The sequence below is a fragment of the Streptomyces sp. NBC_01261 genome, assembly GCF_036226385.1.
Classification (GTDB): Bacteria; Actinomycetota; Actinomycetes; order Streptomycetales; family Streptomycetaceae; genus Streptomyces.
Genome location: NZ_CP108463.1, coordinates 10,092,505 through 10,107,433, shown reverse-complemented (window position 1 = coordinate 10,107,433; position 14,929 = coordinate 10,092,505). Strand labels below are relative to the sequence as shown.

13 protein-coding genes are annotated in these 14,929 nt (G+C 71.1%); 4 read left to right on the top strand and 9 right to left on the bottom strand.

Annotated features, from left to right (window positions below; genetic code table 11):
* Nucleotides 1-51: 51 nt before the first annotated feature.
* Nucleotides 52-1,905 (top strand): asparagine synthase (glutamine-hydrolyzing), encoded by a 1,854-nt coding sequence (gene asnB, locus OG226_RS44810; protein WP_329352347.1) that lies wholly within the window; start codon nt 52-54, stop codon nt 1,903-1,905.
* A 9-nt stretch (nt 1,906-1,914) separates the two neighbouring features.
* Nucleotides 1,915-3,150 (top strand): FAD-dependent monooxygenase, encoded by a 1,236-nt coding sequence (locus OG226_RS44805; protein ID WP_328685245.1) that lies wholly within the window; start codon nt 1,915-1,917, stop codon nt 3,148-3,150.
* A gap of 4 nt (nt 3,151-3,154) precedes the next feature.
* Here OG226_RS44805 and OG226_RS44800 read toward each other — a convergent pair whose 3' ends face one another.
* On the bottom strand, nt 3,155-3,442 hold the full coding sequence (locus OG226_RS44800; protein ID WP_328685244.1) for a DUF6059 family protein: 288 nt from the start codon (nt 3,440-3,442) through the stop codon (nt 3,155-3,157).
* A gap of 124 nt (nt 3,443-3,566) precedes the next feature.
* Here OG226_RS44800 and OG226_RS44795 point away from each other — a divergent pair, with 124 nt between their 5' ends.
* Nucleotides 3,567-3,695 carry a hypothetical protein gene (locus OG226_RS44795; protein ID WP_328685243.1) on the top strand — a complete coding sequence of 43 codons (129 nt, stop codon included), beginning with the start codon at nt 3,567-3,569 and terminating at the stop codon, nt 3,693-3,695.
* Nucleotides 3,696-3,756: 61 nt separating this feature from the next.
* Here OG226_RS44795 and OG226_RS44790 read toward each other — a convergent pair whose 3' ends face one another.
* On the bottom strand, nt 3,757-5,223 hold the full coding sequence (locus OG226_RS44790) for a WGR domain-containing protein (RefSeq protein ID WP_329352346.1): 1,467 nt from the start codon (nt 5,221-5,223) through the stop codon (nt 3,757-3,759).
* Nucleotides 5,224-5,346: 123 nt separating this feature from the next.
* Nucleotides 5,347-5,751, bottom strand: a complete 405-nt coding sequence (locus tag OG226_RS44785) for a MerR family transcriptional regulator (protein WP_329352345.1) — start codon at nt 5,749-5,751, stop codon at nt 5,347-5,349.
* Nucleotides 5,752-6,025: 274 nt separating this feature from the next.
* On the opposite strand from OG226_RS44785, the gene OG226_RS44780 reads away from it, so the two are divergent.
* Nucleotides 6,026-7,498, top strand: coding sequence for a SulP family inorganic anion transporter (locus tag OG226_RS44780; RefSeq protein ID WP_329353704.1), 1,473 nt, complete (start codon nt 6,026-6,028; stop codon nt 7,496-7,498).
* Between the two features lie 40 nt (nt 7,499-7,538).
* Here OG226_RS44780 and OG226_RS44775 read toward each other — a convergent pair whose 3' ends face one another.
* The 6 genes from OG226_RS44775 to OG226_RS44750 form a co-directional block, all read right to left on the bottom strand.
* Complete coding sequence (locus tag OG226_RS44775) at nt 7,539-8,342, bottom strand: alpha/beta fold hydrolase (protein ID WP_329352344.1); 804 nt, start codon at nt 8,340-8,342, stop codon at nt 7,539-7,541.
* A 127-nt stretch (nt 8,343-8,469) separates the two neighbouring features.
* Nucleotides 8,470-9,282 (bottom strand): enoyl-CoA-hydratase DpgD, encoded by an 813-nt coding sequence (gene dpgD, locus OG226_RS44770; RefSeq protein WP_329352343.1) that lies wholly within the window; start codon nt 9,280-9,282, stop codon nt 8,470-8,472.
* An 11-nt stretch (nt 9,283-9,293) separates the two neighbouring features.
* Nucleotides 9,294-10,601 carry a (3,5-dihydroxyphenyl)acetyl-CoA 1,2-dioxygenase DpgC gene (gene dpgC / locus OG226_RS44765; RefSeq protein WP_329352342.1) on the bottom strand — a complete coding sequence of 436 codons (1,308 nt, stop codon included), beginning with the start codon at nt 10,599-10,601 and terminating at the stop codon, nt 9,294-9,296.
* Between the two features lie 67 nt (nt 10,602-10,668).
* The gene (dpgB, locus tag OG226_RS44760; protein WP_328685237.1) at nt 10,669-11,331 is read right to left on the bottom strand and encodes an enoyl-CoA-hydratase DpgB; all 663 of its coding nucleotides are present in this window, start codon (nt 11,329-11,331) and stop codon (nt 10,669-10,671) included.
* Nucleotides 11,332-11,348: 17 nt separating this feature from the next.
* Nucleotides 11,349-12,515: a 3,5-dihydroxyphenylacetyl-CoA synthase DpgA gene (gene dpgA, locus OG226_RS44755; protein WP_328685236.1), complete on the bottom strand. Its 1,167-nt coding sequence runs from the start codon at nt 12,513-12,515 to the stop codon at nt 11,349-11,351.
* An 88-nt stretch (nt 12,516-12,603) separates the two neighbouring features.
* Nucleotides 12,604-14,859, bottom strand: coding sequence for an aminotransferase class I/II-fold pyridoxal phosphate-dependent enzyme (locus tag OG226_RS44750; RefSeq protein ID WP_328685235.1), 2,256 nt, complete (start codon nt 14,857-14,859; stop codon nt 12,604-12,606).
* Nucleotides 14,860-14,929 lie beyond the last annotated feature (70 nt).

The following is a 14,929-nucleotide window of genomic DNA, read 5'->3' as shown; positions in this document are numbered from 1 at the left end:
TCGCGGACGGCGGTGCCTTCGCACGGCGCTTCATCCGAAGGAGAGTTCGCGATGTGTGGCATTACTGGATGGGTCGACTTCGAGCGGGACCTCTCGCACGAGTCGTCCACCGTGGGGGCGATGACGCGGACGATGGCGTGCCGCGGCCCCGACGCGGAAGGTGTGTGGATCGACGGCCACGCGGCGCTCGGGCACCGCAGGCTCTCGGTGATCGACCTCGACGGCGGGCGCCAGCCCATGACGGCCGAGGACGACGAGGGGCGCACGCTCGCCGCGCTGACGTTCTGCGGCGAGATCTACAACTACCGTGAGCTGCGGTCCGAGTTGTCCGGCCTGGGGCACCGGTTCCGGACGGCGAGCGACACCGAGGTCGTCCTGCGCGGCTACCTCCAGTGGGGTGCGGGACTCGCCACCCGGCTCAACGGCATGTTCGCGCTCGCCGTCTGGGACACCCGTACCGAGGAACTCCTCCTGCTGCGCGACCGTATGGGGGTCAAACCGCTCTTCTACCTGCCCACCGAGCAAGGCGTCCTGTTCGGTTCCGAGCCCAAGGCGATCCTCGCCCATCCCATGGTGCCGCGCCGCGTCTCCGCGGAGGGCCTGTGCGAGGTCCTGGACATGGTGAAGACCCCGGAGGCTGCCGTCTTCGAGGGCATGTACGAGGTCCGGCCGGGGCATCAGGTCGTGATCGGCAGGCAGGGCCCGCGCAAGCGTGCCTACTGGACGCTGGAGGCCCGCCCGCACACCGACGACCTGGACACCACGATCGCCACGGTCCGCGGTCTCCTGGAGGACATCGTCTCGCGCCAGCTGGTGGCGGACGTGCCGCTGTGCCTGCTGCTCTCGGGCGGCCTCGACTCCTCCGCGGTGACCGCGCTCGCGGCCCGTGGGTCGAAGGCCCGCGGCCTGCCGCCGGTGTCGTCGTTCTCCGTCGACTTCGCGCACGCGGACGACCGGTTCCGGCCCGACGCGGTACGGGGTGTGCGCGACGCGCCGTTCGTCAGGGACCTGGCCCGCCATGTCGGCTCGGATCACACCGAAGTCGTCCTGGAGAGCGCCGAGTTGACCGATCCCGCGCTCCGCGCGGCGGTGTTGCGCGCGGTCGACCAGCCGCCGGCGTTCTGGGGGGACATGTGGCCCTCCCTCTATCTTCTGTTCCGCTCCGTGAAGCAGCGCTCCACGGTGGCGCTGTCCGGCGAGGCGGCCGACGAACTCTTCGGCGGCTACCGCTGGTTCCGCAACCCCAACGCGCTCCGGGCCGACACCTTCCCCTGGCTGACGTCCGGTTCGGCCCGCTACTTCGGCGGGCTCGCGCTGCTCGACAAGGGCCTCCTCGACAAGCTCGACATCGCCGGCTACCGCAAAGACCGCTACCAGGAAGCGCTCGCCGAGGTCCCGGTGCTGCCCGGGGAGAGCGCGGAGGACCGCACGATGCGACGGATCGGCTACCTCAACCTCACCCGGTTCGTGCAGACCCTGCTCGACCGCAAGGACCGGATGAGCATGGCCGTCGGCCTGGAGGTCCGCGTCCCGTTCTGCGACCACCGGCTCGTCGAGTACGTCTTCAACACCCCCTGGGCCATGAAGTCGTTCGACGGCAGGGAGAAGAGCCTGCTGCGCGCGGCGGTCGCGGACCTGCTGCCCACATCGGTGCTCGAACGCGTCAAGAGCCCCTACCCCGCCACCCAGGACCCGGCCTACGAGCGGGCGCTGCGCGCCGAGTTGGCGGGCGTGCTCGCCGACGGCGACTCCCCCGTCCTGCCCCTGCTCGACCGCTCCCGGGCGGCCGATGCCGTGGACCGGCCGCTCGGCGACGTCAGCCTGCCGTACGACCGCGGCAGCCTGGAGATGGCGCTGTGGCTCAACGCGTGGCTCACCGAGTACGACATCAGTCTCGACGTGTGAGGTGACGCGATGACGGAGACATACACCGACTTCTGCGTGGTCGGCGGCGGCCCCGCCGGTCTGACGCTCGCCCTGCTGCTGCTCCGCTCCGGGGCCCGGGTCACCGTCCTCGAAAAGCTCAGGTCTCTCGACCGCGAGTACCGGGGCGAGATCCTGCAGCCGGGCGGGCAGGCCCTGTTGGACGGACTGGGCGTGCTGCGGGGCGCCCGCGAACGGGGCTGCTACGAACACCGGCGCTTCCTGCTGGAGGAGCGGGGCCGGATCCTGATCAACGGTGACTACGGCCGGCTGCCCGGCCCGTTCAACTGTCTGCTCAGCATTCCGCAACGGCACATCCTGGAGGAGCTGCTCGGACAGTGCTCCACGCACGCAGGGTTCGAGTACCTGGCGTCCACCCGGTGTTCGGCCCTGATCGAGGACACCCGTCAGCGGGTCCGCGGAGTCATCGGCCGCGGCCCGGACGGCGACCGGATCGTCCGCGCGCACTGCGTCGTCGGGGCGGACGGTCGCTACTCGAAGGTCCGGCAGCTCGCGGGCCTGGCGTACGACCGGCTCGACGCCTTCGACCAGGACGTGCTGTGGTTCAAGCTCCCCGCCGGGGACGACCTTCCGCGGGACGTGCGGATCTTCCGGGCGGGCGGCAACCCCGCCCTCGCGTACGCGTCCTACCCGGACGGCATCCAGATCGGCTGGACGCTGCCGCACAAGGGGTACCGGGAGCTGGCGGCGCACGGCCTCGAACACGTCAAGGCGCAGCTGAGCAGGGCCGTACCGGAGCAGGCGGGGCGGATCGAGGCGGCGATCACCTCGTTCCGGGATCTCTCCCTCCTCGACGTCTTCTCCGGTACGGCCCGGGAGTGGGTGCGGCCGGGCCTGCTCCTCATCGGGGACAGCGCGCACACCCACGGGCCGATCGGCGCCCAGGGCATCAACCTGGCGATCCAGGACGCGGTGGCGGCGCATCCCGCGCTGATGTCGTCGCTGCGCTCCGGCGACGACGGCACCGAACCGCTGCGGGAGTACGTCACGAGCCGCGGCCGGGACGTCCGGCGGATCATGAAGATCCAGCGGATGCAGAGCAAGGTGATGCTGTCGACCGGGGGTTTCTCGTCCGCGGCCCGCCCCAGGGTGGCCGCGGCGGTCTCCCGTACGCCGGTCTACCGCACCGTGCTGAACCAACTGGCCTTCGGCAACCGGGCGATCGCCATCCGCCGGGACCTGTTCCAGCCCGCAGTGCGGAGCTGAGCGGTCACTCGCCGGGGCGCTCGGTGCGCAGGAAGGCCAGCTCCTCGGTGAGTTCGCGCTCCAGCGCACTCAGCGGCAGATCCGGCAGCAGCCGCTCCGGATGGCCGAGGGGCAGCACGGCGGCGGTGGACCGGCGGGGGACGGACGCCCGGTCGGTCCGCTGCCTCAGCTCCGCCAGCGCCTCGAAGGCCTCCGGGATGACGAGGTAGAAGGAACCCAGAGCCACCAGGGATCGCAGGCCGGAACGGCAGAACGCCCGCCAGACCGTCCTGCTCCGTGAGACACCGTCCATGATTCGTCTCCCCGTCGTCCGTCGGCCATGTCACGGGCCAGCATGCGGATCGCGCGTCGGGAACGGCTGGACGATCGTCCGTGTCTCGTTAGAGCCCACCGACGGGCACAGCGGAGGAGCCACAGTGAACGACACCATTCCCCAGGAGAACGGGCCGTCCGCGGAAGAGGAGTTGTGGGGGCCGCCCCTGCTGCTCGCGGGCGAGGACGACGACACGCAGTCGGAGCCGCACATCTGCCGCGGCATCGACTGAGGGCTCGGGCCGGTCGGGCTTCGGAAGCGGTCCTGGCCGGACCGCTTCCGAAGCCCGCGAGTCACACCAGGCGCCTGATCTCCCCGCGCACCCGGTAGAAGCCGGCCGAGGAGGAATGCAACGCGTCCACCACATAGCGCGCTCCGGGCTCGCGTATCGCACGCGGGAACTGGACGTTCCAGCCCTGCTCGTAGCCCTCGGAGACCACGTGGACCCGCACCCGGCCGCCTTGCTCGAAGCACTCCACGACGACTCCGCTCCCCGCCGCGGAGACGGCGCTGACCGTGGCGACGGCCGCGGCGGTGGTCAGCGGTGCGTACGTCGGCATGGCGGCGGCGAGCTTGATGTCCGCGGCGACCGGGACGGTGCCGGACTGGGCGGCGGTGATCGCGGCCTCGCTCGCGTCGACGCAGGCGAGCGAGCCGTCCGTGGAGACGATGTACAGCCGTTCGTCGTGGTACTGCATGGAGAGCGCCGAGCCGCCGCCCGTGCCGAGCTTCCACAGCCGGGTGCCGTCGGCGGTGAAGCAGTAGACGGAGGACGCCGAGTCGCCCGCGAAGACGTACCGGCCGCCGGCGGACGTGGCGCACGAGTACACCGCGGCATCGCACTGGTACGACGCCTCGATGGCCCCGGAGGACTTCGCGAGGCGCTGGACGACCCGGCGTCCCGTACCGGCGTAGACCGCGTGCTCCTCCTGCCAGCCGAAGAGCACGTTGCCGTTGGTCGCGGTGTGCCAGAGCTGTCTGGCGCCGTCCGCCGCGTAGGCCGTCACGCCCTGGCTGTGCCCGTGGTAGACGGCGTGGTCGTCGGCCCGCACCATCCAGGCGTTGTCCCCGGAGGAGTTGCGGGACCACTGGAGCTCGTCCTCGTGGTCGATGACCGTCAGTCCGCCGTTGCGGTCGGAGACGTTCAGTACGCCCGCGTGGATGTCCAGCCAGAAGATGTCGACCTCGGCCGCGATGTCGTAGGCCGCGAACGGCACCTTCGAGGAGAGGTCGTACACCCGGCCGTCGTCGCAGCCCGCGTAGATCCAGAAGTCGTCGGCCACCAGGCACTTCACGCCGTCGGGCAGGGAGTAGTGGGCCAGCACCTCACCGTCGTGGCTCAGGTTGTAGACGCTGCCGTGCTGGTTGCCGACCCAGCAGCGGTCCTCGTCCACGTGGATGCCGAACGCCGAGGCACCGGTGCGGAACCGCCACAGCACCGGGGCGGTCGCCCGTGCCGTCGACGGGGCGGACGTCACCTGACGGCGCGTCACGGGGCGGGCCGCGCGCTGCCCCTGAACCGCGGGCGCGTACCCCTTGCGTACCTTCTCGGCTATCTTCTTCGCCGCTGCCGCCTGCGCCTTCTCGACGGTCGGAAAGGCGGAGGTCTGGTGCTGCCCGTCCACGCCGATCCGTCCGTACCGCACGGAGACGGTGGTCCCCTCGACAGTCACCTCGTAGAACTTGTGGGCGCCACCACTCTCCTGAGACAGCTCCAGGTACGTCGTGTTCCCCGACTGTCGTGTCTGCGCAGCGGACACAGCACACCCCTCCCCAAAGGCCCGTTCGGCCCGTGCGGCCGATCTCCAGTGACTCCAAACTAGTGGTGACCACTGACATCGCCGTGCCGGCAAGGGCAGTTGGCGTCCGTCCGCTCGCGCGTGTCAGGGCGCGGGGGTCCGCGTCAGGCGTTCAGCGAGCGTGACCGCGAACTCCTCCGCGCGTGCCAGCTGGGTGCGCAGGTCGGCCACCCGCCGGTGAGCGGCGCGCTCGAAGCCACGAATCCGCTCCAGCAACTCCTCGTGCTCCTCGGCCGGCAGTTCCTCGCCGGAGTCCAGGCGGTCCGTGGCTGCCAGCAGGTCGCGCATCTCGTCCAGCGTGAAGCCGAACGGTTTCATCCGGCGGACGACCATCAGCCGGGCGACATCGGACTCGGTGTAGAGGCGGAAGCCGCCCTGGGAGCGGGCGGAGGGGGTGACCAGGCCGCTGTCCTCGTAGTGCCGGATGGTGCGCAGCGACAGTTCGGTCCGTGCGGCCACCTCGCCGATCTGCATGTGCTCGCTGCTCACGCGGGCGCCTTCCTCGTCTCGCGGTACGGTCCCCGGAGGACCGCCGCCGAACTCTACTCTAACGTTAGGGTAGAGTTCCTTGGCGTTGGGATCGACGTGTGCTGTGCCGTGCCCATCAACCATGCCGGGGCCGACGACGTTGTGGATCGTCGCAATCCCCTCCCCTCATGCCTCCCCGCGCGCCCACGATGACACCGGACAGGTTCATCGCGTCTTGGCCCCCTCCGTACCGTCCCCGCTGTCCCAGCTGTCCCAGCTGTCCCCGGCCGCGTGGATGCGCGGCTCCCGTCGTCCGTCCTGGCTGTCGCCGAAGGTGTTCCGCACCGAGGTACTGGCCGGTCTGGTGGTCGCCCTCGCGCTGATCCCGGAGGCGATCTCGTTCTCGGTCATCGCCGGGGTCGACCCGGCGATCGGCCTGTTCGCGTCGTTCACGATGGCCGTGACCATCGCGGTCGTCGGCGGCCGGCCCGGGATGATCTCCGCGGCCACCGGTGCCGTCGCCCTGGTCATCGGTCCGCTCAACCGCGAGCACGGCTTCGGTTACCTCGTCGCGGCCGTGATCCTCGCCGGTGTCTTCCAGATCGTCCTCGGCGCGCTCGGCGTCGCGAAGCTGATGCGGTTCGTGCCGCGCTCCGTGATGGTCGGCTTCGTGAACTCCCTCGCCATCCTCATCTTCGTGGCGCAGGTGCCGGAGATGCACGACGTGCCCTGGGCCGTCTGTCCGCTTCTCGCCGCCGGCCTGGCCATGCTGGTGTTCTTCCCGAAGGTCGGCACGGTGATCCCGGCACCGCTGGTGTCCATCGTCGTCCTGACCGTCATCACCGTCGCCGCCGGGATCGCGGTGCCGACCGTGGGCGACAAGGGCGACCTGCCGTCCTCGCTGCCGGTACCGGGCCTGCCGGACGTGCCGTTCACCCTGGAGACGCTGAGGATCGTCGCACCGTACGCGCTCGCCGTGGCCCTGGTCGGCCTGACGGAGTCGCTGATGACCGCCAAGCTCGTCGACGACATCACCGACACCCACTCCGACAAGACCCGCGAGTCCATCGGCCAGGGCATCGCGAACATCGTCACCGGCTTCTTCGGCAGGATGGGCGGCTGCGCCATGATCGGCCGGACGATGATCAACGTACGGGTCTCCGGCGCCCGCACCCGGCTGTCGACGTTCCTGGCCGGCGCGTTCCTGTTGGTGCTGTGTGTCGTCTTCGGCCCGGTCGTCTCCGAGATCCCGATGGCCGCCCTGGTCGCCGTCATGGTGATGGTGTGCTTCGCGACCTTCGACTGGCACTCCATCGCGCCCAGGACCCTGAGGCGGAGGCCCGCCGGGGAGATCACCGTCATGGTGGTCACCGTCGCCTGCGTGGTCACCACGTCCAACCTCGCCGTCGGTGTCGTCGTCGGCAGCGTCACCGCCATGGTCATCTTCGCCAAGCGCGTCGCCCACCTGGCCGACGTCACCTCGGTCACCGACCCCGACGGCACCCAGGTCGTCCACTCCGTCACCGGCGAACTCTTCTTCGCCGCCTCCAACGACCTCGTCGGCCGTTTCGACTACGCCACCGACCCCGACAAGGTCGTCATCGACCTGTCCGCCGCCCACATCTGGGACGCCTCCTCGGTGGCCGCGCTCGACACCATCGAGACGAAGTACGCCCAGCGCGGCAGGACCGTCGAGATCATCAGCCTGAACGAGGCAAGCGCGCGCATCCACCAGACCCTGAGCGGCGAACTCACCGGCGGTCACTGACCGTTCTCGACGTCACCGTATTCCGCGACCGTGCGTCTCCTCACCCGCCGAGGAATCCGATGACCGCCTCGTTCACCACGTCGGGCCGTTCCAGATAGCCGTAGTGACCGCAGCCGGGTATCTCGGTGTACGTGGCCGCGGGGATGGCCGCGGCGAGTTCGCGCGAGAGGTGGGGGCGGACGACCAGGTCGTCCTGGAAGCCGATGACCAGGCAGGGGTGGGTGATCCGGCGGTAGTGCGGAAGGCGGTTCGGGATGACTTCGAGGCCGAGTTGGGCGCGGATCGTCGACGGGTCGGGGCCGGAGAGCTCCAAGATGCCGAGCCAGTCCCGCAGTTCGTCCTCGTCGTTGAGGGTCCGTGGGGAGAGGTTCTGCAGGGCCTGGCGGTACGCGGACACGGCGGGAGGGATCTTGACGCCGCTGTCGGCCAGCTCGATGTCGGCGGCCGACATGGCGGTGATCAGCGCGTCCGCCCGTCCGCAGCTGGCCATCAGGACGGCCCGCGTGACGAGTTCGGGGCGGGCGAGGAGGAGTTCCTGCGCGATGAGGCCGCCCAGCGAGTGGCCCACGACCCGGCAGGGTCCCGCGCCCAGGTGCTCGATCAGGGCGGCGACGTCCGCGGCCATGTCGCCGAGGGTGAAGCCGGCCGGGGACGGACCGGTCGGCGGGATGCCGCGGTTGTCGAGCGTGATCACCCGGTGGCCGGCCGCTCTGAGGGCGGGTACCTGGTGGGTCCGCCAGACCCGTCCCGGGGCGCCGGTGCCGGCGACCAGCACGACGGGCTCCCCCGGGCCGCCGTGGTCGTCGTAGCCGAGGTCTGTTCCGTTGACGCGCGCGATCGGCATCGTCCTGTCCTTCCGCCGCCTCCTGTGGGGCGGCCCCTGGCGGACGGAGCGACCCGCCGCGCTGTTCGGAAACCGGAACGCCCGGGCCCGCCGACGGGTTCGCCCCCACCGGCGGATCCGGGTCACCTCACCGGCCGGACCACACGGGATCGCGCTTCTCCGCGAAGGCACGGGGGCCTTCCACCGCGTCCCGGCTGTGCATACGCCGTTCCTCCCATGCGTACCTCGTGGCGAACGCCTCCTCCAGCGGCTGGTCGAGCGAGCGCATCACGGCCTCCTTGACGGCCCGTACCGACAGGGGCGCGCTGCGGATCAGGTCGGCCGTCCAGGCGTCGACCCGTCGGTCGAGGTCTCCTTCCTCTTCCTTGGCGACCTCGTTGACCAGTCCGAAGTGGAGCGCTGTCGCCGCGTCGATCGGGCGCCCGGTGAGCAGATGTCCCATGGCCGTCTTCAGGGGCAGTTGGCGGGCGAGCCGGAAGGCGCCGCCCGCGCCCGGGATCAGTCCGAGCCGGGCCTCCGGCAGGGCGAACACGGCGTCGTGCGAGGCGATGACGAGGTCGCAGGCGAGCGCCAGCTCGAAGCCGCCGCCGAGGGCGTAGCCGTTGACCCGTGCCACGACCGGTTTGGACAGGGTGAACCGCTCGGTGAGCCGGGGCCAGCCCGGCAGGCCCCGGCTTCCGAACGTCGTCCGCGGGGTCCCTTCCGCGTCGAGGCGGCTGCGTTCCTTCAGGTCCTGCCCGACGGAGAAGGCCCGGTCGCCCGCGCCGGTGAGGACCACGACGCGGATGTCGTCGTCGGCCTCCACGTCGTCCCAGACAACGGCGAGTTCCTCGTGCGTGCGCAGGTCCATCGCGTTCAGCACCTCGGGACGGTCGAGGGTGACACGGGCGACGTGGTCCTTCTTCTCGTACCGCACCCGGGGGCGGTCGTCGGGGCTCACCCGGTCCTCCGTCACGACGACCTCGCCGCGAACCGGCCGACCTTGTGGATCACGTCCTCGCCGTACAGCCGCAGCGCCTGCTGGAGGGCGAACTCGGCCATGTACGCGCGGAACGCGTCGGCGGGCTCCTCGGCGAGGTTGAGCATCCGCCGGTTGGCGAGCACCGCCTCGCCGTCGAGGCGCTCCAGGCTCCGCTCGACGGCGGCGTCCAGTTCCCGCGGGTCCACGACCTCGTCCACCAGCAGCCGCGCCTGCGGCTCCGAGGCCCAGATCCTGCGCCCCTCAAGGATCACCTGGCGGGACAGCCGGGGCCCGGCGTACCGGCTGAAGCGGAAGTTGGCAACGCCGGGGATGATCCCTTCCTTGGCGGCCGGGAGGCTGAGGTAGGCGTCGGACGCGGCGAGGACGTGGTCGAACACGAGCAGCAGCTGGGCGCCCCCGCCGATCGCGAAGCCGTCGACGGCGGCGACCCACGGTTTCTCGACGTACGGCGTGTGCCACCGGTCCGGGTCCTCGACGAGCAGGCCACGGACGAGTTTGTGGATGTAGCCGAGCTCGCGGCGCAGCAGGAAGTCGACCAGGGAGATGTCGCCGGAGCTCAGGTTCTTGAGGTTGATGCCCGCGCTGAACACCCGCTTGCCGCGGTGACGGGGGTGGCTCATCTCCCCTCCGCGCAACAGCCCGACCCGGACGGCCGGATCGAGGAGCGCAAGGTCTACGGCCGTCTCCATGTCGTCGACCTGCTGGTTGTCCTCGGCGTTGAGCCGGTCGTGCCGGCACATCGTCAACCGTGCGACGCCGTCGCGGCGTTCGAGCCGTACGGCCTCCGTCTCCACGACGCCGGTCCGCAGGAACTCCGGCAGCAGGCGCCGCGCCCGCGCCGTCGGCCGGAGCATGGCGTCGAGGAGGTGCGGACCGGCCGAGGGCGACCGCAGGACGGCCCGCAGGAGGATGCCCTGGTCGATCTCGTGGCCCTCCTTGTCGGCCTGCGGCCGGCCCCGTTCCTGCGCGAGCCGGCCGGCGTCCGGCACCAGGCCGGGGAAGGCGGTCGCCACGGCCGCGACCAGTTCGTCGATCCGCAGGCCGCGGCTACGCCCGTCGGTGACCCGGTCGTACACGGCGTCGCCGTACCCGTCGAGGAACCGGGAGCGCAGGCTGCGGGCCCGGTTCTTCACCGCCTCGGCCAGGTCCCGCTGTTCGGGTGTGCGGCGCGTCGGGTACGGCAGCGAGGCCAGCGTCTTGTCCACGCGCTCGGCGGCCTCCGTCACCGCCGACCACTCCGCACGCGCGGTCTCCTGCTCCAGCACGACGGTCGTCATACGGCCGCCCTCACCCGGTGCGGACGGGGGGTGTCCGCACCGGGGAGTCCATGGCGGGGCCGCGTCATCACGCGGCCTCCTCGACGGTGCGCCGCAGAGCGCGGTCGCAGGCCGCCAGGTGCGGGCCGAGGGCGTCCTCGAAGCCGACCGTCATCGCGTCGAGGAGCAGCTGGCGCCGTAGGGCGAGTTCCTTGCCCGACAGGCCCGCGCAGCGCTGGACGGCGGCGGCCGCGGCGGTGTCCGGCGCCTCGGTCAGCTCGTCGGCTATGCCCAGCGCCAGCGCCTCGGGCGCCTCGATCGGCTGCCCGAACAGGACGGCACGGCGGGCGCGCGCGGCGCCGGCCAGGCGGGCGAGGCGGAACGCGGCCATGCCGGGCCAGGTGGCCTCCCCGTCGAAGGGCAGGAGAAGACGGCTGCCGGGCGTCGCGATGCGGATGTCGGCGGTGAGGAAGGCGTCGAGGGCCGCTCCGCCGCAGTCACCGGCCGCGACCGCGACAGTGACCCCGGGGAGCCGTTCGAGCCGTCGTAGCACCCGTTCCCACTTGGTGACGAGGGAGACGTCCAGCCCGTCGGTCCAGTCCGGTGCGGGGGTGCCGGTGACCCGCAGGATCGCGGGCCCGCCCCGGTCCTCCACCTCGTCGCACAGGGCGGTGAGGTCCTTGACGGTCCTGATCGACAGCGGCCGGGATCCGTCAACGGCCAGTGTCCGCACGGCACTTACGTCACTCACTGCGCTCTCTCCTGTCTTCACCACTGGACCAGCGCCGTTTCGAGCGTGGATCCCGGGCCCATGGTCATGAGCACTCCGTAGTCGCCGGGCCGGGTCACCTGCTCGTCGAGGAGGCGTTCGTACGAGAAAAGGAACGATCCGCTCGACACGTTGCCGTAGTCCCGCAGGACGCCGACGGTGTGGCGCAGGTCGTGGCGGGTCAGGCCGAGGTTGACGACCACCGCGTCGATCACCTTCTTGCCGCCGGAGTGCACGAGCCAGTGGCGGATGTCGCTCCTGCGCAGGCCCGTGTCCTGGAGCAGGCGGTCGACCACTATCTCGGCATGGGCACCGACGACGTAGGGGATCTGGGGGTCGAGGTAGAAGCTGAAGCGGTCCAGGTCGCGGTCCCAGTCGTAGCGCATCGCGCCGATCGCGTCGGGGATGATGCAGCTGGCGAACTTCAGGACGGTCGGACCCTCGGCCGCGCCGGACGCCTCGTCACCGGGTCCCGACCTCAGGGCGATCGCTCCGGCGCCGTCGCCGAAGAGGCTGTTGACGACCGCGGTCCGCATCGAGGAGTCCATCGCGTACGCCGCGGAGCAGGCCTCGGCGCAGAGGACGACGGCGAGTTCGCCCGGGTGGGCGGCGGACCAGCCGGCCACGACGTTCAGCGCGTTGAGCCCCGCGTTGCAGCCCATGCCGACGATGTCGCTGCGGCTGCAGTGCCGGTCGATGCCCAGTTCGCGGATCATCAGGGCGCTCAGGCCGGGGGTGAGGAAGCCGGTGGAGGACACGCAGCACAGGTGCCGCAGATCGGAGAGTTCGGCGCCGGCCCGCTTCAGACAGGCGCGCAGTGCCTCGGCGCCCATCTCCGTCGCCATGGCCTTGTGCTTGTCGAGCAGGTCGCCCTGCGGCTCGGGGGCGCGGACACCGTCGGCGTCCGGTTCCGGCAGGGTCAGGTGGCGCCGGTCGATGGCGCTGTTGGCGAACACGGACCGGATCTTGGGGTCGGTGATGCGGAAGGCGTCGAGCACCTCCTGCTGGGAGTAGACGGTGGCCGACGTGGCGGTCCCCACCCCGACGATCCGCGGCCGGTACGGCGTCTTCAGGGCGCCGTCACCGGTCAGGACGACGGGCCGCGGGAAATCGTCCACCAGAGTGTCGGCCTCCAGTCCTTCCGGCCGTTCCAGATTGATGGTCATCGGAAAGTCCACCCCCACATGCGCGGCTTCGACCGCGGTATCCGTGCATTGCTGTTCCCGGTCACTTGCTTCGCCTTTCCCGGAGAGTTCACGACGCCGAGGACTGCGCCTCGATGAACCGCGCCAGCCGCGCGGTGCCCTCTTCGATATCGGCCGTCGTCAGATAGCTGGTGGAGAGGCGGAGGGCCTGATGGCCGCCGCCCTGCGGATAGAAGTAGTTCATCGGTGTCCAGATGACGCCGAATTCCTGGGCCGAGCGGGTCAGTGCCGCATTGTCCGCCCGGAAAGGGACGTGGACCGTGAGGAAGAAACCTCCGGTCGGTTCGTTCCAGCGCACGCCCAGAGCGGCTCGCCGGGCCGCCGGCAGACGCGCGTCGAGATTGCGCAGCGTGGTCCGCATGGCATTGCCGTAGTAGGCCGCCGGTTTCGCGTTCATCTCGGAGATCCGACCGTCGCCTGCCAGCAGGGCGCCCGCCACCGCGGCCTGGCTCAGGGACGAGGTGTTGACCGTCACCATGCTCTTGATCTTCGCGAGCTCGTCGGCCAGGAGACCGGTGCGGCCCGATGCGTCGACCACCTGCTGGTCGGCGACGGCGAAGCCGACCCGGGCGCCCGGGAACACCGTCTTGGCGAACGAACCCAGGTGGATCACGCCGCGCGAGCGGTCCATGGACTTGAGCGTCGGCAACGGCGTACCGGGGCTCACCCTGCGGTAGGGGCTGTCCTCGATGAGGAGGATGCCGTGGCGCTCCGCCGTCTCCAGCAGTGCGGCGCGCGTCGGCGCGTCCATCGTGGTTCCGGACGGGTTGGAGTGGTCGGGGATGACATAGAGGGCCCGGGGCCGCCGTCCCCGGGCGCGCTCCCGCACGATCGCGGCCTCCAGATCGGCGCAGGAGAACCCGTCCTCCCGCTCCTCGACGGCCGTCACCGGCACGCCCAGCAGCCGTGCCACGCCCGTGATGCCGACGTAGCAGGGGCTCGCCGCGAGCAGCACGTCGTCGGGGCCTGCGGTGAGCGCCCGTACGACCAGCAGCATGGCCTCCTGCGCGCCTACGGTGATCACGACCGACTCCGCCGGGACGTCGATGCCCTCGTCCGCGCGCAGCGAGTCGGCGACGATCTCGCGGATCTGCCCGGCGGTGGGGCCGTACTGGTACATGGCGGTGCGGATGTCCTGCTCCGTGTGTCCCTGCGCGGCGAGATGCTCCAGGTAGCGGCGGAGGTGGGTGAAGATCTGCTCGGTGTCGAAGAAACCGTCGTAGGGCCGCCCGGGCGCGAAGGAGACGGCGTCCGGGTAGCGGTGGGTGACCTCGTTGAGGAAGGTCATCGTGTCCAGGACGGGATCGGAGAGGCTGGGGTGGAGGTCGTCCTTGCGCAGGGCGCCCGCGGCATTTCCCAGGGCGCTCGCGGCACCGCTCCAAGTACCCACGGCAGCGCCCCGAGTGCCCGTCGGGCGTACGGGGGACGGCGGGCGGTGTCCGGTACGGAGGCTGTCGGGGCGGGTCTCGGCGATCGAGGCGGTTCCGGTGAACGTCATCGCCTCCTCCAACTCCCGCACGAGAGCGGCCAGCACGTCGGTGACGCCCGCTTCCCCGTCGACCATCAGCCCGTCCAGCACCACCCGTCCCACGAGGACCGCGTCGGCCCCCGAAGCCAGGGAGACCAGGATGTCGGCGCCCCGGCGGATGCCGCCGCCGAGCAGAACAGGCCGGTGCGGGCCCGCGATCGCGGCCAGGTCGGGCAGCGCGTCCAGCGAGTCGGTGACGATGCCGTCGGCCCCGGTGTCGAACGCGCGGGAGGCGTCGGCGGCGGTGCGTACACCCGCGACGAGCAGGGGCAGCGCGGACGTGGCGCGCAGCCGCTCCACGTCGGCCCAGCCCGCGTGGCCGCCGCCCTCCGGGCCCGAGAAGAGGCCCCGGGGTCCCAAGGAGAGAAGGAGTGCGGCGAACCCGGCACGCTCCGCGTCGGCCACCGACCGCTCGACGTCACCGTGTTCCCGGCAGCCGTACGTGCGGAGCCAGCGCGGCCCCTCGCCGGCCGGCACCGGGTTGGCGAGGTCGTCCGGGGTGACCATGTCGACCACGACGGGGAGTCCCGCCGCGTCGGCCGCCCGCAGTACGGCGGGCTCGTCCGCGGGCCGGGCGAGTCCGGTGAGCGGGCCGACGGCGATCGGCGCGGCCCAGGGGCGGTCCAGGATCTTCGTGGTGGTGTCCGGCGGTTCGGGCCGGGTGGACCGGCCCGGCCTCAGACCGGTTCGGTCGAAGGCCGCCCTGTTCTCCGCGGAGGCCTGTTCAAAGGCCTCCAGGGATTCCGCCAGAAGGTGATCCCATCCTTTTCGAGCCATTCGCGCATAGTCGTCGAGGCTCCGTCCGGCCATGGAATTCCTCCTGGCGGATTCGGTTTTTGGAAGGCTG